This window comes from Micromonospora qiuiae, from assembly GCF_016863555.1.
GTDB classification, from domain to species: domain Bacteria; phylum Actinomycetota; class Actinomycetes; order Mycobacteriales; family Micromonosporaceae; genus Micromonospora; species Micromonospora qiuiae.
Genome location: NZ_BOPC01000030.1, coordinates 1 through 20,538 on the forward strand (window position 1 = coordinate 1; position 20,538 = coordinate 20,538).

18 protein-coding genes are annotated in these 20,538 nt (G+C 70.6%); 8 read left to right on the forward strand and 10 right to left on the reverse strand.

Annotated features, from left to right (window positions below):
• From Vqi01_RS11615 to Vqi01_RS11625, 3 genes are all read right to left on the reverse strand, one after another.
• The coding region (locus tag Vqi01_RS11615) for a glycoside hydrolase family 95 protein (protein ID WP_204034756.1) at positions 1 to 1,041 on the reverse strand (1,041 nt) is incomplete at its 3' end.
• Positions 1,042 to 1,474: 433 nt separating this feature from the next.
• Positions 1,475 to 3,157 (reverse strand): hypothetical protein, encoded by a 1,683-nt coding sequence (locus Vqi01_RS11620; RefSeq protein ID WP_204034757.1) that lies wholly within the window; start codon positions 3,155 to 3,157, stop codon positions 1,475 to 1,477.
• 505 nt (positions 3,158 to 3,662) lie between these two features.
• Positions 3,663 to 5,144 carry an aminopeptidase P family protein gene (locus Vqi01_RS11625; RefSeq protein WP_204034758.1) on the reverse strand — a complete coding sequence of 494 codons (1,482 nt, stop codon included), beginning with the start codon at positions 5,142 to 5,144 and terminating at the stop codon, positions 3,663 to 3,665.
• A 198-nt stretch (positions 5,145 to 5,342) separates the two neighbouring features.
• On the opposite strand from Vqi01_RS11625, the gene asnB reads away from it, so the two are divergent.
• The gene (asnB, locus tag Vqi01_RS11630; RefSeq protein WP_204034759.1) at positions 5,343 to 7,304 is read left to right on the forward strand and encodes an asparagine synthase (glutamine-hydrolyzing); all 1,962 of its coding nucleotides are present in this window, start codon (positions 5,343 to 5,345) and stop codon (positions 7,302 to 7,304) included.
• A 70-nt stretch (positions 7,305 to 7,374) separates the two neighbouring features.
• Here asnB and Vqi01_RS11635 read toward each other — a convergent pair whose 3' ends face one another.
• Positions 7,375 to 8,478, reverse strand: coding sequence for a lytic polysaccharide monooxygenase auxiliary activity family 9 protein (locus tag Vqi01_RS11635; protein WP_372444349.1), 1,104 nt, complete (start codon positions 8,476 to 8,478; stop codon positions 7,375 to 7,377).
• 383 nt (positions 8,479 to 8,861) lie between these two features.
• Between Vqi01_RS11635 and Vqi01_RS11640 the strand changes: the two genes are divergently transcribed.
• Positions 8,862 to 9,797 (forward strand): PfkB family carbohydrate kinase, encoded by a 936-nt coding sequence (locus tag Vqi01_RS11640; protein WP_204034761.1) that lies wholly within the window; start codon positions 8,862 to 8,864, stop codon positions 9,795 to 9,797.
• Between the two features lie 158 nt (positions 9,798 to 9,955).
• On the opposite strand, the gene Vqi01_RS11645 is transcribed toward Vqi01_RS11640, so the two are convergent.
• Together Vqi01_RS11645 and Vqi01_RS11650 are read right to left on the reverse strand one after the other, a co-directional pair.
• A complete protein-coding gene (locus Vqi01_RS11645) occupies positions 9,956 to 10,789 on the reverse strand; it encodes an MBL fold metallo-hydrolase (protein WP_204034762.1) in 834 nt (277 codons plus the stop codon).
• Positions 10,786 to 11,190 (reverse strand): thioesterase family protein, encoded by a 405-nt coding sequence (locus tag Vqi01_RS11650; RefSeq protein ID WP_204034763.1) that lies wholly within the window; start codon positions 11,188 to 11,190, stop codon positions 10,786 to 10,788. The genes Vqi01_RS11645 and Vqi01_RS11650 overlap by 4 nt, the downstream gene beginning before the upstream one ends.
• Positions 11,191 to 11,309: 119 nt before the next feature.
• Here Vqi01_RS11650 and Vqi01_RS11655 point away from each other — a divergent pair, with 119 nt between their 5' ends.
• The gene (locus tag Vqi01_RS11655) at positions 11,310 to 12,335 is read left to right on the forward strand and encodes a phosphatase PAP2 family protein (RefSeq protein WP_204034764.1); all 1,026 of its coding nucleotides are present in this window, start codon (positions 11,310 to 11,312) and stop codon (positions 12,333 to 12,335) included.
• A gap of 175 nt (positions 12,336 to 12,510) precedes the next feature.
• On the opposite strand, the gene Vqi01_RS11660 is transcribed toward Vqi01_RS11655, so the two are convergent.
• The 3 genes from Vqi01_RS11660 to Vqi01_RS11670 form a co-directional block, all read right to left on the reverse strand.
• Positions 12,511 to 13,917 (reverse strand): PH domain-containing protein, encoded by a 1,407-nt coding sequence (locus Vqi01_RS11660; protein ID WP_204034852.1) that lies wholly within the window; start codon positions 13,915 to 13,917, stop codon positions 12,511 to 12,513.
• A 182-nt stretch (positions 13,918 to 14,099) separates the two neighbouring features.
• A complete protein-coding gene (locus tag Vqi01_RS11665; RefSeq protein WP_204034853.1) occupies positions 14,100 to 14,606 on the reverse strand; it encodes a PH domain-containing protein in 507 nt (168 codons plus the stop codon).
• A 143-nt stretch (positions 14,607 to 14,749) separates the two neighbouring features.
• Positions 14,750 to 14,980: a hypothetical protein gene (locus Vqi01_RS11670; RefSeq protein ID WP_204034765.1), complete on the reverse strand. Its 231-nt coding sequence runs from the start codon at positions 14,978 to 14,980 to the stop codon at positions 14,750 to 14,752.
• Between the two features lie 241 nt (positions 14,981 to 15,221).
• On the opposite strand from Vqi01_RS11670, the gene Vqi01_RS11675 reads away from it, so the two are divergent.
• Genes Vqi01_RS11675 through Vqi01_RS11685 form a run of 3 tightly spaced genes read left to right on the forward strand, consistent with a single transcriptional unit; the run spans position 15,222 to position 18,316 of the window.
• Positions 15,222 to 16,325: an AAA family ATPase gene (locus Vqi01_RS11675; RefSeq protein ID WP_204034766.1), complete on the forward strand. Its 1,104-nt coding sequence runs from the start codon at positions 15,222 to 15,224 to the stop codon at positions 16,323 to 16,325.
• Positions 16,304 to 17,323 (forward strand): DUF58 domain-containing protein, encoded by a 1,020-nt coding sequence (locus Vqi01_RS11680; RefSeq protein ID WP_204034767.1) that lies wholly within the window; start codon positions 16,304 to 16,306, stop codon positions 17,321 to 17,323. Before Vqi01_RS11675 ends, Vqi01_RS11680 begins: the two co-directional genes overlap by 22 nt.
• A gap of 42 nt (positions 17,324 to 17,365) precedes the next feature.
• Positions 17,366 to 18,316: a VWA domain-containing protein gene (locus tag Vqi01_RS11685; protein WP_204034768.1), complete on the forward strand. Its 951-nt coding sequence runs from the start codon at positions 17,366 to 17,368 to the stop codon at positions 18,314 to 18,316.
• Positions 18,317 to 18,399: 83 nt separating this feature from the next.
• On the opposite strand, the gene Vqi01_RS11690 is transcribed toward Vqi01_RS11685, so the two are convergent.
• A complete protein-coding gene (locus Vqi01_RS11690; RefSeq protein ID WP_204034769.1) occupies positions 18,400 to 18,564 on the reverse strand; it encodes a hypothetical protein in 165 nt (54 codons plus the stop codon).
• 367 nt (positions 18,565 to 18,931) lie between these two features.
• Between Vqi01_RS11690 and fabG the strand changes: the two genes are divergently transcribed.
• Both fabG and fabI read left to right on the forward strand, forming a co-directional pair.
• On the forward strand, positions 18,932 to 19,636 hold the full coding sequence (fabG, locus tag Vqi01_RS11695; RefSeq protein ID WP_204034770.1) for a beta-ketoacyl-ACP reductase: 705 nt from the start codon (positions 18,932 to 18,934) through the stop codon (positions 19,634 to 19,636).
• Positions 19,637 to 19,661: 25 nt separating this feature from the next.
• Entirely contained in the window at positions 19,662 to 20,429 is a 768-nt protein-coding gene (gene fabI, locus Vqi01_RS11700) for an enoyl-ACP reductase FabI (protein WP_204034771.1), read from the forward strand.
• Positions 20,430 to 20,538 lie beyond the last annotated feature (109 nt).

Consider the following 20,538-nt stretch of genomic DNA (forward strand, 5'->3'; position numbering starts at 1 on the left):
CTGGGCGATCCGTACGTCGGTCGGCTGGTCGGCCGCCTCGGTGCGGCCCAGGTCGAGCTCCGTACGCCCGAACAGCTTCTGGTAGTCGGCCACGTGCCGGCGGCGGAGCTTGTCGTAGGGGGTGCCCTCGGCGGCGTTGAGGTGACCCCAAGCGATGCCCTGGTGGTCGCCGCTGACGTCCTGGAAGTTGACGTAGCTCGAGCCGATCGAGATCAGCAGCGTCACGGCGTCCGCAGCGGTCACCGTCAGCGTGCCGCCGGAACTGCCGACGCTGCCGCCCTCGACGACGGCCCGAGCCAGCGCCAGGAACCTGACCTGGCCGGCCACGCCCTCCTGGTTGCCGGACACCCCGTCGAGGGCGATCGTGGCGCCGTCCGGGCTGGCCACGGTCGTCCGTTGCGGACTGTCGAACCGAGCGGTGAACGTGATCGAGCCGGGGCGGTCGGCGGTCAGCCGCATGGCGATCACCTGGTCCGGCGCGCTGGCGATCACCTCCCGCTGGTACCGCACGCCGTCACGCAGGAACGTCACGGACGCGGTCGCCGTGGTCAGGTCCAGTTGTCGGTGGTACTCCGACACGCCACTGGGACCGGGGAAGGTGAACCGCAGGTTGCCCACGGTCTGGTACGCGAGCTGGCCCGGAGGGTTACCCATCATCGTCTGGTTGACCAGGTTCTGCGCCTGGGTCCACTGGTTGGCGAAGACCAGACGCTGGATCTCCGGGAGGGCTTCGGCACCCCGAGGGTTGCTCGAGTCGTACGGGCCGCCGGCCCAGACGGTGTCCTCATTGAGCTGCAGCCGCTCGGCGTCGACGTTGCCGAACACCATGGCGCCGAGCCGGCCGTTGCCGATCGGCAATGCCCGCAGCCAGTCGGTGCCGGCGGCCTGGTCATACCAGAGCGCCAGGTCTCCGGCGGCGCGTACCTGCGGGGGTGCGACGGACGACGCGCGGGCCACGGCCGTCCACGGCATCGGGAACAGGGCGGCTCCGGCGCCGACTGCGCCGAATCTGAGCAGCTGCCTTCGGGTCAGATCTGACATTACGGTCCTCCACGAGGGACGGGTCTTCCTTGCCGGGAGGTCGGCCCCGGTTCCGCCAATGGTGTTTCGGGCTCGACGGCGATGAAGCGGCGGCGGGGGATCCGGTGTGGATGGGGGGAAGTGATGGGCGTCTTGGTGAGGTGACGGCAAGGCTATAAACATGTGATGTATCCCGTCAACGGCTGTAACGAAAGTGTGGGACGCCGCGCTGTTGTAGCGGGTGGCGCGCCGCTTCCGCGACGCGCCACCGTTTTGAATCATGTTGACCCTCGGTAATCATCAGACGATTGCTCGATCCGGGGATCGTGACGCGGTGTGACCGTCCGGTCCGGAGCGGACGGTCGCGATGCGCCGACGTGAAGAGGCCCCCTCCCCGCTGTGCGGGGAGGGGGCCGGGTAGCCCAGGTACGGCCGTTGGCCGTCCGTCAGGCGATCAGCCGAAGCAGCGCGGGACCGGCGTCAGCGTGCCCTCGCAGTTGGTCGGCTTGTTGGCCGTGATGGCAGACTTGTCATCCACGTCGACATCGCTCAGGAAGCTGAAAATGCCACCCGGGCGGAGAGTCGCGAAGTTGTGCGCGACCCGCGTCTTGTCGAGGTCGATCTCGGAGATGACGGTGAAGATGCCACCGCCGACGCCCAGCGGTCCGACGGCCCGGTTGCCGCTGATCTCGCTCCTGCGGAAGGTGGCCTCGCTGATGGCGGTGAACACCCCGCCGCCGAAGAAGCCGGCCTTGTTAGCGACGATCTTGCTTTCCTCGACGTTGGCGATCGCGCCGAGCGCCAGGGCGAGGCCACCACCCACGCCGACCGTGGAGTTGCCGGCGATCTCGACGTGCGTCAGCTCGAAGTTGCTGTCGCCCGCCGAAGCCACCCCGCCGCCGGCCAGGGCCGCGGTGTTGTCGGCGATCTTGGAGTGCTCGACGGCGCTGGTGCCCTCGATGTCGAGCAGACCGCCACCGAAGCCGAGCGTCTCGTTTCTGGCGATCTCGGTCTTCTCGATCCAGGTGGTGCCGCCGTCGATGTCCGGGTGGAAGATGAACGCCGCGCCGTTGGCAATCCCGCCACCGCCGATGCCGGCGTCGTTGTTGATCACCCGTGACTGGTTGACCTGGAGGACGCCGGCGTTGAAGATGCCGCCGCCGAAGAAGAAGGCGGTGTTGTCGGCGACCGTGGTGTGCAGGAGGCTGGTCCGGCCGAAGTTGGCGATTCCGCCGCCGAGGCTGCTGGCCTGGTTGCCCAGGATGTGGGTCTCCTCGAACTTTGCCGTTCCACCCGCGTGGACCAGGACGCCGCCGCCGGCGTGCAATCCCCCGTCCAGCAGCGTCGCTGCCTCGGCCTTGGCCTTCGCGGCCTTGAGCGCCTCGCCCGTCGGCTTGGCCTGCAACAGCGGCAGGTAATCCTTGCCGGCCTCGGCGGCCTTGGTCGCCTCGACCGAGTTGGAGAACCGTGACCACACCGCTTCGGCGGTGTCGCCGTGCAGACCGTGGTGCGCGGTCTGGCCACCCTTGATGGTCAGACCCTTCACGGTCAGGTGCCCGCCCCGGCCCACCGTGAGAATGCGGAAGTGGTGTGCGGTGGCATCCCGGACGATCTTGGTTTCGTGCCCCTTGAGCACGATGTTCTCCTTGATCACCGGCAGGCCGTTGCCGTGCTTGTCGGACCGGGTCAACCTGTAGGTGCAGTCCTTGGCCAGTTCCAGCACGCCGCCGTGGTTCTCGTTGGCGAAAATGATCGCCTGGATCAGCTTGTCCGAGTCGCAGGGCACCTCCTTGCCGCGGTGCTCGCGCTCGTCTTCCTTACCCTGGTATTCCTCGCTGCCCTTCTTCCCCTTGTGTTCCTCGCCGCCTTCCCTGCCCTTGTGTTCCTCGCCGTCCTTCTTCCCCTGGTGTTTCTCGCGCTCCGCCGCGCCCCGGTCGCCGTTCTTGCTGACCTGCTGTGTGGTGGACCAGCGCAGACCCTCGGAGCCGACCGCGCCGGCGCCGGTGGCGACACCGACGGCGGCGATGCTGACCACGCCGGTGAGACCGGCGATGCCGCTGGCGAGCCAGAGCTTGCGGCGCCGCTTGGGCGCCTCCGCCGGCTCGGCGGCGTTGTTCTTAGCTACGTAGTTGGACATCGGAGCTCTCTGCCCTCTCGTCGTGCCAGACAGGGTCGTCACGCGCAGGTGAGCGTCCCCTGCTACAAATCGGTTGTAGCTCCCAGATGCACCGTATGAGAAGGATCCTCGCCTCGTGCTCATATACGAAAAAACCCCGCATTTGGTGTGCTGCGGGGCGGGCTGTGCCTATCCGGTGCCAGATCGCTCAGTGCGTCAGCTGCCGGATCCGGGTGACGAGCCGGCGAGGTTGGGGCTCCTCCGCGCCGTCACCGGTGCGGAGGAGCCCCGTTCTATGTGGTGGTGCTTCCCAGTTGCCCGCCGTCGACGAAGACGTGCAGGCCGCCGCCGGAGCCATAGCTGCAAATGGCTTTGCAGCTCCGATTGCCACCATATGAGAAGGATCCTCGCGAGTGGGGTCATACGCGGAAAACCGTCACATTCATCCCGCGATCAGACAGACCCACGGGCCGCCCTGCCGGGGTGTGCCCCGGCCGGCGGCCCGTTCGCGGTGGATCGGTTTGGGTCAGCCTGGAAGGCGTGGGCCGGCGGCGCGCTGTTCGGCCAGCCAGGTCTCCACCTCGTCGGCCCGGCGCGGCAGGCCCGCCGACAGGTTCACCGCGCCGTCGGTGGTGACCAGGACGTCGTCCTCGATCCGGATGCCGATGCCGCGCAGTTCCTCCGGGACCAGGTCGTCCTCCGGCTGGAAGTAGAGCCCCGGCTCGACGGTGAGCACGTACCCCTCGCCCAGGGTGCCGTCCCGGTAGGCCTCCTTGCGCGCGTTCGAGCAGTCGTGCACGTCGATGCCGAGCATGTGCCCGAAGCCGTGCAGCGTCCAGCGCCGGTAGACGGTGGACTTCTCGTCCATCGCCTCGTCCACGCTCACCGGCAGCAGTCCCAGGTCGGCCAGCCCTTCGGCGAGCACCCGCATGCAGGTCAGGTGGACGTCCTTGAACTTCACGCCCGGCTTGATGAAGTCGATGCCGGCCTGCTGCGAGGCGTACACGATGTCGTAGACCTGGCGCTGGAGGGCGGTGAAGCGGCCGTTCACCGGCAGGACCCGGGTCACGTCGGCGGTGTAGAGGTTGTGCCCCTCCACGCCCATGTCCATCAGCAGCAGCTCACCCGGTCGGGTGACGCCGTGGTTGTGCACCCAGTGCAGGATCGTGGCGTGCGCGCCGGCGCCGACGATCGAACCGTAGCCGACGTCGTTGCCGTCGTGCCGGGCGCGCAGTGCGAAGATCCCCTCCAGCAGCCGTTCCGAAACGCCCCGGTCCGCCGGCAGCACGCGGGCCACGTCCTCGAAACCGCGTACGGTGGCGTCGATCGCGTCCTGGAGCTGGCCGATCTCCCACTCGTCCTTGACCAGCTTCAGCTCCGCGACGGCGATCGCCAACTCGCGGTCGCGGGCCGGCTGGCCCTCCTCCCGCGGACCGTCGTACGGGCGTACGGCGGCGTCCACGCTCGCGTCGAAGCCGCGTAGCACCCTGGTCCGGGCCGGGGCCAGTCCGGCCAGGGCCGTCTCCAGCTCGGTCAGGTCGGCGGTGGGCAGGCCCAGCTCGGCCGACTTTTCCGCCAGGGTGTGCCGGCGGCCCACCCACAGCTCGCCGTTGCGACTGCGGAAGAACTCGTCGGTCTGGCGGGATGAACGGGGCCGCATGTACAGGGTGGCGTCGTGGCCGGAGCCGTTGGGGCGCAGCACCAGGACGCTGTCCGGATCGTGATCACCGGTCAGGTACGCGAAGTCGCTGCCCGGGCGGAACCGATACTCGGTGTCGTTGGCGCGTACCTTCTGCGGGCCGGTGGGGATTACCAGCGTCTCTCCGGGGAACGCCGCCGACAGGGCGGCCCGGCGCTTGGCGTAGTTCGGCACCTCCGGGCGTGGGCCGACCGGCAGCGTGCTGTCCCGCCAGCCCTCCCGCATGAACGACAGGAAGGCCGGTGGGAAATCCGGGTCGTGCGACTCGGTGCCGTCGGCCGCCTTGCCGTCGGTGCGTTCCTCGGTCATGCCCCGCTCCCTTCGCCTCGCTGCTGATCCCGACGGTACCGCGTACCCGAGGAAAGCCCGAGCCGGCCGGTCTCGGCCGACGGAGCCGGCGAGCGCAGGGCCCGCTCCGCGCGTCGCCTACCAGGTGGTACGAGGTGGTGCCGGGCGAGGGCGGCGGTGCCGCTCCGCCCGATCGCCCCGCGTGAAAAGATGACGACCATGTGCGGACTCCTGGCTTTTTTCAGTGCGCGCGGCAACGCCGCCGCCCACCGCGACAACATCGCCGGAGCGTTGGAATGCCTGCACCACCGAGGCCCGGACGAGACCGGTGTCGAGGTGGTCGGGGACGCCACCGGCCAGTATGCGGACGGGGTGTTCGCCCACAAGCGGCTGGCCATCATCGACGTCGCGCTCAGTCACGAGCCACTGCCGTACGCCGACGGGCGTTACCTGCTGACCTTCAACGGTGAGATCTACAACTACATCGAGCTGCGCGAGGAGCTGATCCGCGAGCACGGTGCCCGGTTCGCCACCAACGGCGACGGCGAAGTGATCGTCGCCGGCTTCCACTACTGGGGCGAGCGGGTGCTGACCCGGCTGCGCGGCATGTTCGCCTTCGTGATCTGGGATCGGCAGGAGCGTCGCGCGTTCGGCGCCCGGGACTACTACGGCATCAAGCCGCTGCACTACCTCGAAACCGCCGACGGGCTCTACCTCGCCTCGGAGAAGAAGGCGCTGCTGCCCTTCGCGCAGTCCGCGTACGCCGGGGACGCCGGGGTCGACACGGCGAACCTCAGCCACTACCTGACCCTCCAGTACGTCCCCGAGCCGGGCACCTTGCACAAGGGGATCAGCCGGATCGGCTCGGGGGAGTACCTCACCTGGGCCCCGGGCGGGCGGATCGACGTGCGCCGCTGGTACCGCCCGGTGTTCCGGCCCGCCCCGGTCGCCGACGAGCAGAAGCTCTACCACGAGATCCGGGAGACGCTGCGCGAGAGCGTACGCATGCACATGCGCTCGGACGTGCCGGTCGGCTCCTTCCTGTCCAGCGGGATCGACTCCACCGCGGTGGTCGCCCTCGCGCGGGAGTTCAACCCGAACATCCTCACCTTCACCGTCGGGTACGACGTGCCGGGCTACTCGGAGATCGACGTCGCCCAGGAATCGGCCCGCCACCTCGACGTGACCACCATCCCGACCAAAATCGGGCCGCAGGACATGATGGAGGCGCTGCCGAAGATCGTCTGGCACCTGGACGACCCGGTGGCCGATCCGGCGCTGGTGCCGCTTTACTTCGTCGCCAAGAAGGCCGCCGAGCACGTCACGGTGGTGCTCTCCGGCGAGGGCGCCGACGAGTTCTTCGGCGGGTACACGATCTACCGCGAGCCGCTTTCGCTGAGCAGCGTCAACGGGCTGCCCGGCGGGGTGCAGAAGGGATTGCGGGCGGTCTCCAAGGCGATCCCGCAGGGGGTCAAGGGCAAGAGCTTCCTGGAGCGCGGCACCACCCCGATCGAAGAGCGCTACTACGGCAACGCGCGGATGTTCACCGAGGAGGAGAAGCAGCACCTGCTGCGCCGCTACGACCCGTCGGTGCGATACACCGACGTCACCGCGCCGATCTACGCCGAGTGCACCGAGCTGGACGACGTCACCAAGATGCAGTACGTCGACCTCTACACCTGGCTGCGCGGAGACATCCTGGTCAAGGCCGACCGGATCTCCATGGCGCACTCACTGGAGGTGCGGGTGCCGTTCCTCGACCGCGAGGTGTTCGAGGTGGCGGCGAAGATCCCGGTCGAGTTGAAGCTGCCGCCGCGCTCGGACACCACCAAGTTCGCCATGCGGCAGGCGTTGCAGGGCGTGGTCCCGCCGGCCATCGTCAACCGCAAGAAGCTGGGCTTCCCGACCCCGACGCGGGTCTGGCTGCGCGGCGAGATGTACGAGTGGGCCCGGCACGTGCTGACCACCTCGGGCGCCGGGGAACTGCTCGACCTGTCGTACGCCCTGCGCCTGCTTGAGGAGCACAAGCGGGAGGAGTTCGATCACTCCCGCAAGGTGTGGACCGTGCTGATCTTCTGCATCTGGCACGCGATCTTCGTCGCCAAGACGCTGGACCCGGGCATCCAGCGTAACCAGTCCGCCCTGCTCACCAAGCCCGTCGTCGGCTCCATGGTCCGCTGAGAGTGCAAGGAAGGGCCCCCTGTTAACGCCTCGCGTATAGCAGGGGGCCCCTCTTAACACCTGATCACGGTCAGCTGCAGGTGACCGTGGGCGTTGCGCTGTTGCCGCTGGCGAGGAAGCCGAACGTCGTACTGGCGTTGGCTCCGAGGGTGCCGTTGTACGACACGTTGCGGGCCGTCACCGACGAACCGGACGTGGTGTGGGTCGCGTTCCAGACCTGGCTGATCTGCTGACCGCTAGGCCAGCTCCAGGTCGCGGTCCAGCCGTTCAACGTCGCACTGCCGGTGTTCTTGACCTCGACCTCGGCCTGGAACCCACCGGACCAGCTGTTGGTCACCTTGATGGTGGCCGAGCAGGCACCGTTGCCGGGCGGCGGGGTCGTCGGGTTCGGCGGCGCAGTGGTCGGGTTCGGCGGCGCAGTGGTGGGGTTCGGCGGCGCAGTGGTCGGGTTCGGCGGGGTGCCCCCGGAGCCGATGCCGGTCACCTCACCGTTGCCACCGTCGAAGGTCACGTCGGAGCAGCCGAAGAAGTTTTCCTGGCTGTCCGAGCGGACCCACCGCGAGTAAATGATGTGCCGGCCGCTCTTGTTGGCCGGCAGAGTGCCGGTGAAGTAGTAGTGGCCGTCGTTGGTGCCGACCGCGCCCCGCTGCGGCGGGTTGGTCACCGTCAGGAACGGCTGCTCCTCCAGGTCACTCCAGGCCAGCGCCCGGGTCGGGCTCCAGGTGTTCTTGGTCACGTAGAAGTAGAACGTGCCCGGGTGGTGGGCCCAGTTGCTGTAACGGAACTCCATCGTCCGGCCCGCGGTCAGGTGGGTCAGCGGCCAGTCGTCGCGGGCCAGGTCGTAGCCGCGGAAGCCGGTGGCGCCGCCGCTGCACAGCTGGCCGTCGGGGATGAAGCCGACGGTCCGCCCGTTGGCGTCCGAGCGCAGCACGCTGAACCAGTTGTAGAGCGAGTTGGTCCCGCTCTGGGCGACCGCAGCGGCACAGGCCGGGTTCTGCGGACGGATCTCCCCGGTGGGGGTGAGGCCGTCGCGCCAGCAAAGGTAGGTACGGGCGCCCGGCGTCATCGCCGCGCCGTGCGCGGCGGCCGGGTCGGGGCGAGCGATCACGACGACCGCGCTCGCGACAAGGGTGACGGCCGCGACCAGCAGCGCGGCCAGACGAGGACGGTGCAGTTGCACAGGTTCTCCTGACTCGCGGGGGCACCTTCGAGAGGATGGCCCCGCCAGAATGAGCGGGTGGCGAGAGAGACCGCCCCGCTATGTGGACGGATGCGACGATGCGGCGACTGCGCCCAAAGGGCGGCCGCCGATGCCTGTCGACGCGTTGTGAATGCCCTCGCGTGTGATGAACCCGGCGCCGGTGGCGCGCAGCCCCGCGCCACTCGGCATGCCTATCCCAACATGCCGAGTGGCTTTGCGCAATAGTCGTCTCTCGATGAGCCAAGTGGCCTGCTCACGTCGACCGTCCCGCCACCGATACCGTGGCTTCCACGCCCGACCGGCAACGGCTGTGCCAGCCTGGAGCATCACAACCGGCCGAACGGAAAGGACTCCAGATGGGGTACGCGGTGGTACTCGGCGAGGCGCTCGTCGACCTGCTCGACACCGAGTGTGACGGCGTTCCGGTCTACCGGCAGGCCATCGGAGGTGCGCCGCTGAACGTCGCGGTCGGCGTCGCCCGGCTCGGTGGCGCGGTGCAGTTCGTCGGGTCCCTCGGTGACGACGTACTCGCCGACCGGATCCGTGCCTTCCTCGCCGCCGCCGGCGTCGGCCTGGCCGGGACGGTCACCGCGGCCGTGCCGACCACGCTGGCGGTGGCCACCTTCTCGGGCGCCGAGCCGGACTTTCGGTTCTACGGCGATCCACCGTCCTACTCCCGGCTCACGCCCGAGGACCTCGACGTCGCCCTGCTTGAGGGGGCGGACGTGCTCTACTGCGGCTCGATAGTGCTGCTGGCGCCGGCGATGTTGGCCGCCGCCCGGCGGGCCTGGTCGCTGACGCCGGGGTTGCGGGTGTTCGACCCCAATGTTCGCCCCCGGCTGCTGGACGGCCCGGCGGCGCTGGCCGGGCTGCGGGCGGTGGTCGCCGAGTTCGCCGCCGGGGCGCATCTGGTCAAGCTGAGCGTCGCCGACGCCGGGCTGCTCTATCCCGGCGAGCCGGTCGAGGGGGTGGCGGCGTACCTGCGGGAACTGGGCGCCGGCACCGTCGTGGTCACCCTGGGTGCTGCAGGTGCGGTGGTCGCCGCCGCCGATGCCGATCCGGTACGCGTACCCGCACCGAAGGTGACCGCAGTCGATGCCACCGGTGCGGGCGACTCGGTGATGGCCGCGCTCGTCGCCGACCTGCTGGTCGACGGTGCGCCGGCCGACCCGGGCGGCTGGAACGAGCGGGTCGCCTTCGCGTTGCGGGTCGCCGGGCTGGTCTGTGAGCGGCCCGGCGGCGCCGTCGCCATGCCCACCCGGGCCGAGGTGCTCGAACGCTTCCCCGCCTGAGGCGAGCCGGGCCGAACGTGCCCTGCCCGGAGCCGATGCCCTCGTCGCGGGCGCCCTGATCGCGGGCGTCCGCAGGTATCCTCCGGCGTCCTGATCGCGGGCATCCTGATCGCGGGGCGTCTGCGGGTGTCCGCCGGCGGGCGTCCCGACCGCGGGCGTCAGCCGGCCGTGCCGTCCAGTTCGGCGTAGCCGCGTCGGGCGGCGATCAGGGCGGGACGGGCCGGGAACGGTGCATCGGCGGCGATCCGCTCCGGCGGGGCGCTGCCGGTGTGCCCGGCCCGGATCAGCCAGGCCAGCTCGACCAGTTGGGCGTGCTGGGCCCGGACGAACCCGGCGTCCACCACCTCGCCGTGGCCGGGCACCACCACCGTGTCGACGGTGCACCAGCGCAGCAGCTCGGCCAGCGTGTCGGGCCACTGCAACGGGTACGAGTCCTCGAATGCCGGCGGGCCGGACTGCTCGACCAGATCACCGGCGACCAGCAGGTCGGCATCGGGCACGTGCACCACGAGGTCGGCGTCGGTGTGCCCACGGCCGGGGTGACGCAGCAGCACCCGCCGGCCACCGATGTCGAGCGCCGCCTCGGTACGCACGGTGTGGGTGGGGGCCAGCAGCGTGGTGTCCGGCAACTCGGCGGCCAGCTCGGGCTGACCGTCGCGCAGTTCCGCGTACGCCTCCTGGCGAAGCCGGGCCGGCTCGTCGCGCAACGCTGCCGCGGCCAGCTCGTGGGCCCAGATCGGGCGGGGTGGATCGGCGGCGAAGGTGGCGTTGCCGAAACAGTGGTCGAAGTGGTGGTGGGTGTTGACCAGGGTCAGCGGGTCGCCGGTGACCGCGCGAACGGCGTTGCCCAGCTCGGCGGCCTGCCTGGCGGTGGAGAGTGTGTCGACCAGCAGGGCCTCGCCGTCGCCGAGTACCAGCGTCACGTTGACCGCGAGCAGTGGCTCCCGCAGCACGAGCACCCGGTCGGCGACCTCGACGAAACAGCCGATCATGACGATTGTCCGGCATGTTCGATGAACCGGCGTCGGTCGACGAGGACGCGTTCCACCTCGCCGGTGGCCACGGTCCGGTCGCCTTCGGTGACGGCGACCTCGAACACCAGTCGCCGCCGGTCGACCGTGGTCAGCCGGGCCTGCGCCGCGACCGTCCGACCTATCGGCGTCGCGGCCAGGTGGTGCAGCTCGACCCGGGTGCCCACGGTGGTCGATCCGATGGGCAGCTGCCGGGTGGTGGCCGCCACAGTCGCGGCCTCGGCCAGCGCGAGCAACCGAGGGGTGCCGAGCACCGGCACGTCTCCGGAGCCGATCGCCTGGGCGGTGTCGGCGTCGGTGACGGTCAACTCGACCCGGGCGGCCAGACCCGGCACCAGGGCATTATCCGGCTGCTCCTGCATGGCCACAGCGTAGGCGGTCGCCGGGACCGGGGCGACGCGGGTCGTGTTAGGAAGGGGCCCTTTTAATACACGAGGCGTTAAGAAGGGGCCCTTCCTTCCACCCGTTAACCTTGTCCGCGATGTCTGCCCTAATCGACTCTCAGCCCGCCGCTCCGACCGAGCCGCCCGTCTCGCCCGGCGGCGGTCGCCGTCGTCTGATCGCGATGTCGGTGTGGGGCATCGCCTTCGTGGCGGGCTGGCTCGGCATCGGTCTGCCCACCGACCCGGTCTACGCGTTCTTCTGGATCTGGGCGGGCACGATCGCCTGGAACTCCGCCCGCCCGTGGCGCAGCCACCTGCGCTTCGCCCGGGATTGGGTGCCGGTGGTGCTGCTGCTGGTCCTCTACAACCTCTCCCGTGGCTTCGCCTACCACGACGGGACGGTCCCGCACGCGTACGAGTTGATCGTGGCGGACCGGTTGATGTTCGGTTGGGCCCTGGACGGCCAGGTGCCGACGGTCTGGTTGCAGCAGCACCTCTACCAGCCCGAGGTGCGCTGGTGGGACGTGCTGGTCAGCTGGGTGTACTTCTCGCATTTCGTGGCGGCGTTGGCCGCCGCAGCGGTGCTCTGGATGCGCGAGCGCAGCCGGTGGGCGGCCTTCATGCGTCGCTGGTTCTTCCTCTGCGCCACCGGCCTGGTCACCTACTTCCTCTACCCGGCCGCGCCGCCCTGGTGGGCGGCGCAGAACGGCCTGCTGGAGGAGGTCGCCCGGATCTCCACCCGGGGGTGGAAGGCCTTCGGCATGCACGGCGCCGGCAACCTGCTCAACGCCGGGCAGTTGGCCTCGAACCCGGTGGCCGCGATGCCGTCGTTGCACACCGCGTTCGCGCTGTTCGTGGTGCTGTTCTTCCTGCGTAACGTGCGACGCCGCTGGTGGCCGCTGCTGCTGGCGTATCCGCTGGCGATGACCTTCACGCTGGTCTACAGCGGTGAGCACTACGTGATCGACGTGCTGGTCGGTTGGGCGTACGTCGGGATGACCTTCCTGGTGGTCGGCCTTGCCGAACGCTGGTGGGCAAAGCGCCAGGCCCGCCGCACTCCGGTCAACCCCCCGGCCCGCCACGACGCGCCCGCACCACCACCCCCCGTCCCCACCCCCCACTAACACCCCCACCCCCACCCCCCACCCCGCAGCCCACTCCGCGCGGCGATCATGCACTTTCGGTCGTCGATATGCACCCCTCACGGCTTTTGCCCAGACCAAAAGTGCAAGATCGCGCAGGGCGAAGCGGGGAGGGCGGGGGTGGGGTGGGGTGGGGGAGGGCAGCGTGGGGTGGAGGTTATGTGGTGAGGCGGGCGGCGTGGCCGCGTTCGGACAACTCCGCCGCCAACGCCCAGGCCTCGGCCAGGTCCCGATCCACCGCCGCCGCGCCGGCCCCGCCGGCGGTGTCGGCGTGCACGGTGGCCAGCCCGAGCAGGCGCTGCACCGGCCCCTGCACGACCCGGACGCTCTGCAACCTGGCGTACGGCACGATCGTCAGCTGACGGGTGAGCAGGCCCGAGCGTACGACGAAGACCTGCTCGGCCAGGCCGGCGCCGAGCACCTGGCGGCTCAGCGGGTTGACCCATCGGGCCCGGGCCGGCGGCGGGGTCAGCGGCAACGACGACAGGGCGACGCCGGGCAGCACCTCGGCCACGATCGCCTCACCAGTCGCCAGGTCACCGACCGGAAGCAGGCGATCGGGTCGATTGCGCTGGTCCGACTCCCCGGTGGCGTAGCCGGCCACCTCCAGGCGGAGCCGCAACCAGCCCTTGATTCGCCAGAGCAGCGGCCAGGTCACACCCACGGTCTGTACCCGGCGCAGCGGCACGGTCTGCACCCTGGTCTCGAGCAGACCGTTGCGGATTCGCAGCCGGTCCTCGTCGCGGGCGAGCTGGAACCGCCAATCGTCGAGCACCCGGCGGACGGGTTGCAGCAGGATGCCGGCCATCGCGGTCAGGGTGCTCGCCACCGCGATGAACGACCAGGAACCCTCGGACAGGAACTGCGCGGCCACGAACACCACGCCGAAGGGCAGCAGGAACGCCTGCGGGGTGAGCAGTTGGCTGATCAACAGGTCCCGATTGTCCACCGCGTGCAGCGGCCGGCCGGGTGGCACGGGCGGCTCCGCCGCCGGCGCCGGTGCCTGCGATGGCTGCGCACCCGACCCGGTGGCGGACCGGGCCCCCGCCAGGGCCAGTAGGCGTCGCCGCAGGGCCGACGCCTCGGCGACCCCGAGGAACGCCAGTGGCGCCTCGGTCTTACCACCGCCGACGACCTCCAACCGCAGCTCCGCCAGCCCGGTGAGCTGGGCGAGCAGCGGACGTACCACCTCGACCGCCTGGAGCCGTTCCAGCGGGATGGCCCGGGTCCGGCGCCAGAGCAACCCCTCGTGGATCCGCAACTCCCGACCGACCACCTGGTAGCCGGTGTTGTACCAGCTCACCACCGCCAGCACGGTGGCTCCGACGGCGATCACGACCACCATTGCCACGAACCAGCCGAACCCGACCCGGGACAGGGTCGACCACGACAGCCCGGCGATGACCACGACCAGTGACTTGGCGCCGTGCAGGGCGGGGCTCAACGGATGCAGCCGCTGCCGGGTGTGCAGCAGGTCCGGCGGCGACCCGGGTGGGTACGGCGGTGGGCCGGGTGGGTGCGGCGGCGGCGCGGGCGGGTACGGCCCGCCGGACGGATGGCCCAGCGGGTATGCGGGGGGAGGCGTGCCGTGCGGGTGCCCGGGTAGCGGGGCCTCCGGTCCGGGTGGTGGTGTGTCCGGTCCGGGTGGTGGGACGTCCGGTCCGGGTAGCGGGGCGTCGGATCCGGGTGGTGGGGTGTCGGCGGGGGATGGCCTGGGCGGCTCCGGGCCCCGACTGGTCGGGCCGCTCAAAGCCCTTCCGCCTGGTCCTGGCCGAGTGCGGTGAGCCGGTCGCGCAGCCGGGACGCCTCCGCGGGCCGCAGCCCCGGCACCCGGGCGTCGCTCGCTGCGGCGGCCGTGTGCAACTGCACGGTGGCCAGGTCGAACGCCCGCTCCAGCGGGCCGGCGCTGACGTCGACGAACTGCATCCGGGAGTACGGCACGATGGACAGCCGGCGTACCAGCAACCCATGCCGCACCAGCAGGTCGTTCTCGCGTTCCGCGTAGCCCCAGGCGCGAACCGCCCGGACGACGGCCACCGCGCGCCACACGGCGAGCAGCAAAAAAGCACCCAGCGCCACGCCGAAGGGCCAGGAACCGGTGACCGCCCAGCCGACACCGAGCGCCAGCGAGACCACGGCCACCATGGCGGACAGCCGCAGCAGCTCCACCCAGATCAGGTCGGTCGAGATCGACTGCCACAGGACCGTGTCCGGCCACGGTTCGAGCGGGCCAGCCGGTGCCGCTGGCGGCATCGGCTGTGGGTCGACCGGCCCGTCACCGCTCACCGGTCTCGCCTTTCGTTCGCGGCTGCCGACCCGGCCACCGCCGGGATGCGACACCGGGGCTCGCAAGCTCACTCCTCGTGCTCACCGAGCTGGGGCTCCGTTGTAGGCGTTCACCCTTCGAGGGTAGGCGATCCGGCCAGCGGGGTGACCTCGCGCAGGAAGCCCCGCGCGGTGAGGAAGTCGCCGAGCTGCGAGCGGTGCGTGTCGCAGGCGAGCCACGTCTTGCGGCGCTCGGGCTGGTGGATACGAGGGTTGTTCCAGCGCAGTGACCAGTCTGCGGAGGCGCGACACCCGCGGGCCGAACAGATCAGGGCCTGGCTGGGAGTGTCAGCGTCGCTCATCCCGACCAGTCTAGGTCGGCGGAAGAGGAAAGAGAGCGCCGGGCGGCCACGGGGGAAGCCGCCCGGCGACGAATGAATGGTACACACGCGGGGGCGGCTTCTGTCTACTCATGATGGGCGATTCGCCTGACGCGGGACGGCGTGGCGAAAATCGGTCGCTCCCCACGTCCGTACTCAGCCGGGCATGCGAGGCTTGGTAACGCACACGCCACGACGACCGAATTCATGCTGTGGAGGACCGGTGGCCCAGCCGACCATGCCCGACGCTCCGATGCCCAACGGGACGCAGCCGCAGTCGCTCACGCCGGCAACCACCCCGGCTCAGGACGCCACCCTGCTGGAGCGGGCGCTGTTCGAGATCAAGAAGGTGATCGTCGGGCAGGACCGGATGGTGGAGCGGATGTTCGTGGCGCTGCTCGCCCGGGGGCACTGTCTGCTGGAGGGCGTACCGGGAGTCGCCAAGACCCTGGCGGTGGAGACCCTCGCCAAGGTCGTCGGCGGGTCGTTCGCCCGGGTGCAGTTCACCCCGGATTTGGTACCGGCGGACATCATGGGCACCCGGATCTACCGGCAGTCCAGCGAGAAGTTCGACGTGGAGCTGGGGCCTGTCTTCGTGAACTTCCTGCTCGCCGACGAGATCAATCGCGCGCCGGCCAAGGTGCAGTCGGCGCTGCTCGAGGTGATGAGCGAGCGGCAGGTATCCATCGGTGGCGAGAGTCACCGGGTGCCGGACCCGTTCCTGGTGATGGCGACGCAGAATCCGATCGAGCAGGAGGGGGTCTACCCCCTGCCGGAGGCGCAGCGGGACCGGTTCCTGATGAAGATCATCGTGGGATACCCGACCGACGCCGAGGAGCGGGAGATCGTCTACCGGATGGGGGTGGCCGCACCCGAGCCCGCCGCGGTGTTCGGCGCCGACGACCTGATCGCCCTACAGCACAAGGCCGACCAGGTGTTCGTACACAACGCCTTGATCGACTACGCGGTCCGGCTGGTGCTGGCCACGCGTACCCCCGCAGAGCACGGCATGCCCGACGTCGCGCAAATGATCCAGTACGGTGCCAGCCCGCGCGCCTCCCTCGGTCTGGTCCGGGCGACCCGGGCCCTGGCGCTGCTGCGCGGGCGGGACTACGCCCTGCCGCAGGATGTGCAGGACATCGCCCCGGACATCCTGCGGCACCGCCTGGTGCTCAGTTACGACGCGCTCGCCGACGACGTGCCGGCCGACCACGTGGTGCATCGGGTGCTGACGACCATCCCGTTGCCGTCGGTCGCCCCGCGACAGCAGGCGACACCGCCGGGTGCGGTGGCGCCGACCTCGGGGTGGCCCGGGCAGCGGCCGTGACCTCGACCACCCCTCGACCCGGCAACCGGGACAGCACGCCGGATTCGGTCACCAACCGTTCCGGCGCGGTGCTGTCCCGGCTGCAACTGCTGGTCACCCGTAAGCTCGACGGGCTGTTGCAGGGCGACTACGCCGGCCTGTTGCCCGGGCCGGGCAGCGAGGCGGGCGAGTCGCGGGAGTACCGCCCCGGCGACGACGTACGCCGGATGGACTGGCCGGTCACCGCCCGCACCACGACCCTGCACGTGCGGCGTACGGTGGCCGACCGTGAGCTGGAGACGTGGCTGGCGGTGGACCTGTCGGCGAGCCTGGACTTCGGCACCGGCCGGTGGCTGAAGCGGGACGTGGTGATCGCGGCGGCGGCCGCCGTGACGCACCTGACCGTGCGCGGCGGCAACCGGATCGGGGCGGTGGTGGGCAGCGGCGGCGACCTTCCCGCGCGCAAGCGTGGCCGCGCGGCACCCGCGCCGGCGGCTCCGGGTCGGCTGGTCCGGCTGCCCGCCCGGTCCGGCCGCCGGGAGGCGCAGGGCATGCTGCGTGCCATCGCCGCCACCGAGATCCGACCCGGCCGCGGTGATCTCGGTGCGCTGATCGACATGCTCAACCGCCCGCCCCGGCGACGCGGCGTGGCGGTGATCATCTCCGACTTCCTCGCCCCGCCGGCGCAGTGGACCCGGCCGCTGCGCAAGCTGCGGGTCCGGCACGACGTGCTGGCGATCGAGGTGGTCGATCCGCGGGAACTGGAACTGCCCGACGTAGGGGTGCTTCCGGTGGTCGACCCGGAAACCGGCGAGTTGCACGAGGTGCAGACCGCCGACCCGAGCCTGCGGCACCGCTACGCGGCGGCCGCCGCCGCCCAGCGCGCGGAGATATCCGCCGCGTTGCGCGCCGCCGGTGCCGGGCACCTGCGACTGCGTACGGACCGAGACTGGCTGCTGGACATGGTGCGCTTCGTGGCCGCTCAACGGCACGCCCGCACCCGGGGAACGACGCGGTGACCGCGTGCTCGTCAGAGCGCACTGAGAGGTAACGGACGACAGATGATCCGACTGCTGCAACCGTGGTGGCTGCTGGCCGTGCTACCGGTGCTCGCCCTGGCCGCGTTCTACGTCTGGCGGCAGCTGCGCCGCCGGGACTACGCGCTGCGATTCACCAACGTGGACCTGCTGCGTACCGTGGCGCCGAAAGGGCTGGGTTGGCGACGACACGTACCGGCGACCGCGTTCCTGCTCGCCCTGCTGGTGCTGGCCGGTGCGCTGGCCCGGCCGGCGATCGACACCCGGGAGCCGTTGGAGCGGGCCACCATCATGCTGGCCATCGACGTGTCGCTCTCCATGCAGGCCGACGACGTGCCGCCGAACCGGCTGGAGGCGGCCCAGGAGGCGGCCAAGCAGTTCGTGGCGGAGCTGCCGGAGACGTACAACGTGGGGTTGGTCTCCTTCGCCAAGTCGGCCAACGTGCTGGTGCCGCCGACCAAGGACCGGCCGGCGGTGACCAGCGCCATCGACGGGCTGGTGCTGGCCGAGGCGACCGCGACCGGCGAGGCGGTCTTCACCTGCCTGGAAGCGATCCGGTCGGTGCCGGCCGACGGCGCGGCGGGGATCCCGCCGGCGCGAATCGTGTTGCTCTCCGACGGGTACCGCACGGCCGGCCGGTCGGTCGAGGAGGCGGCGGCGGCAGCGCAGGCGGCGAACGTGCCGGTCTCCACCATCGCCTTCGGCACCGACACCGGCCATGTCGACATCGGCGGCCAGTTGCAGCGGGTGCCGGTGGACCGGCTCGCCCTGGCCGAGCTGGCCGAGAGCACCGAGGGCTACTTCTACGAGGCGGCCACGGTCAGCGAACTGAAGCAGGTGTACCAGGACATGGGCAGCTCGATCGGGTTCCGTACCGAGCCGAGGGAGATCACCCAGTGGTACGCCGGCGCGGCCCTGCTGCTGGCTCTCTGCGCCGGCGCCCTCAGTCTCCTCTGGTCATCGCGCCTGCTCTGACCCGCCCCGCATCAGGAAGTTGGCGGGCGGTTTGGAGATCAAACCACCGCCAACTCTGATCGACGGCGCCAGCGGGGTGGAGGTCAGTGGGTGCCGCTGGCGAGTACGAAAAGGACGGCCACCCAGACGGCGGCGAGGGTGAAGCCCAACGGGGCGACGTAGCGGCTCATGACAGGCTCCGGGGTGAGCGGCTCGGCGGCCCGGGGGACAGGACGGACCGCGAGGGGTGGTTCGGGACGCGCACACACGAAGTCGTGACCGGACGGCTGCCGGTGGCAACCCGCGGGCCGGGCGGCGGTATCACGCCGGGCGGCAGGGCGGGTGCGCGGGGAGCGGGGCCAGCTCAGGCGGAGCGGTGCGGCTCAGCGTGGCTGGCGATCGGCCCGGCCACGACTGGGAGGATCGCTATCTCGCACAGCGATCACCTCCTGCGGTCGGGTTCCGGGACGATGCGAGCCGCCGAGCGGCCCGCAAACGCGGATCATCGTACACCCGGCGCGAGCATCTGGCGCACTCGGCCGTACCCCCGTGTGACCGGGCGGCGTTAGCGCTTACCTACCGGTAACCCCTAGGCTCGGCGAGCGGTTGAGTGATCAGCAGAAAAGAGGGGGAACTGTGGGCCGTACCGTGCTGGTTACCGGCGGCAACCGCGGGATCGGTCTGGCCATCGCCCAGGACTTCGCCAAGCAGGGCGACCGGGTGGCCATCACCCACCGGGGCAGCGAGGCACCCGAGGGGCTGTTCGGCGTGCGGTGCGACGTCACCGACGTCGAGTCGGTGGACGCGGCCTTCGCGGCGGTGGAGGCGGAACTCGGCCCGGTCGAGGTGCTGGTCGCCAACGCCGGCATCACCGACGACACCCTGCTGCTGCGGATGTCCGAGGAGCAGTTCACCCGGGTGCTGGACACCAACCTGACCGGAGCGTACCGCTGCGCCAAGCGGGCCTCGGCGAAGATGTTGCGGGCCAGATGGGGGCGGATGATCTTCATCTCCTCGGTGGTCGGCCTCGCCGGTGGCGCTGGCCAGGTGAACTACGCGGCCAGCAAGGCCGGCCTGGTCGGGGTGGCCCGCTCGATCACCCGGGAGTTGGGCAGCCGCAACATCACCGCCAACGTCGTCGCGCCGGGCTTCATCGAGACCGACATGACCGCGGTGCTGACCGACGAGCGCAAGGCGGAGATCCTCAAGTCGATCCCGGCGGGTCGGATGGCCAGCCCGGACGAGGTCGCCGCGGTGGTCACCTGGCTGGCCGGGGACAGCGCCGGTTACATCTCCGGCGCGGTCATCCCGGTCGACGGCGGCCTCGGCATGGGCCACTGACCCTGAGCACGGAGGAATGAGCGTAATGTCCGGACTGCTGGCCGGTAAGCGGCTGCTCGTCACCGGCGTCATCACCGACGCCTCCATCGCCTTCTCGGTGGCGAAACTCGCCCAGGAGAACGGCGCTCAGGTCGTGCTCACCGGGTACGGACGGCTCTCGCTGGTGGAGCGGATCGCCAAGCGGCTGCCCGAGCCGGCCCCGGTGATCGAGCTGGACGTGACCAACGCCGAGCACCTGGCCGGGCTGGCGGACAAGGTTCGCGAGCACGTCGACGGCCTCGACGGGGTGGTGCACTCGATCGGGTTCGCCCCGCAGAGCTGCCTCGGCGGCGGTTTCCTCGACGCCTCCTGGGAGGACGTGGCGACCGCCCTGCATGTCTCGACGTACTCCTACAAGTCCCTCGCGGTCGCGGCCCTGCCGCTGATGTCGCCGGGCGGCGCGGTGGTCGGGCTGACCTTCGACGCCACCAAGGCGTGGCCGGTCTACGACTGGATGGGCGTGGCCAAGGCCGGGCTGGAGTCCGCCTCCCGCTACCTCGCCCTGCACCTGGGCAAGAAGGGCATCCGCAGCAACCTGGTCTCCGCCGGGCCGCTGCGTACGATGGCTGCCAAGTCGATTCCCGGCTTCGAGCGGTTCGAGGACGCCTGGTCCGAGCGCGCCCCGCTGGGCTGGGACCTCACCGACCAGGAACCGGCCGCCCGCGCCTGCCTGGCGTTGCTGTCGGACTGGTTCCCGGCCACCACCGGCGAGATCGTCCACGTCGACGGCGGCTACCACGCCCTCGGCGCTTAGCTGTAAGGAAGGGCCCCCTGTTAACGCCTGCGGTATAGCAGGGGCCCCTTCTTAACACCCCGGACGCCGGGGACCCGGGGGCGTTGCCGAGGTGACGCTGGCCACCGGC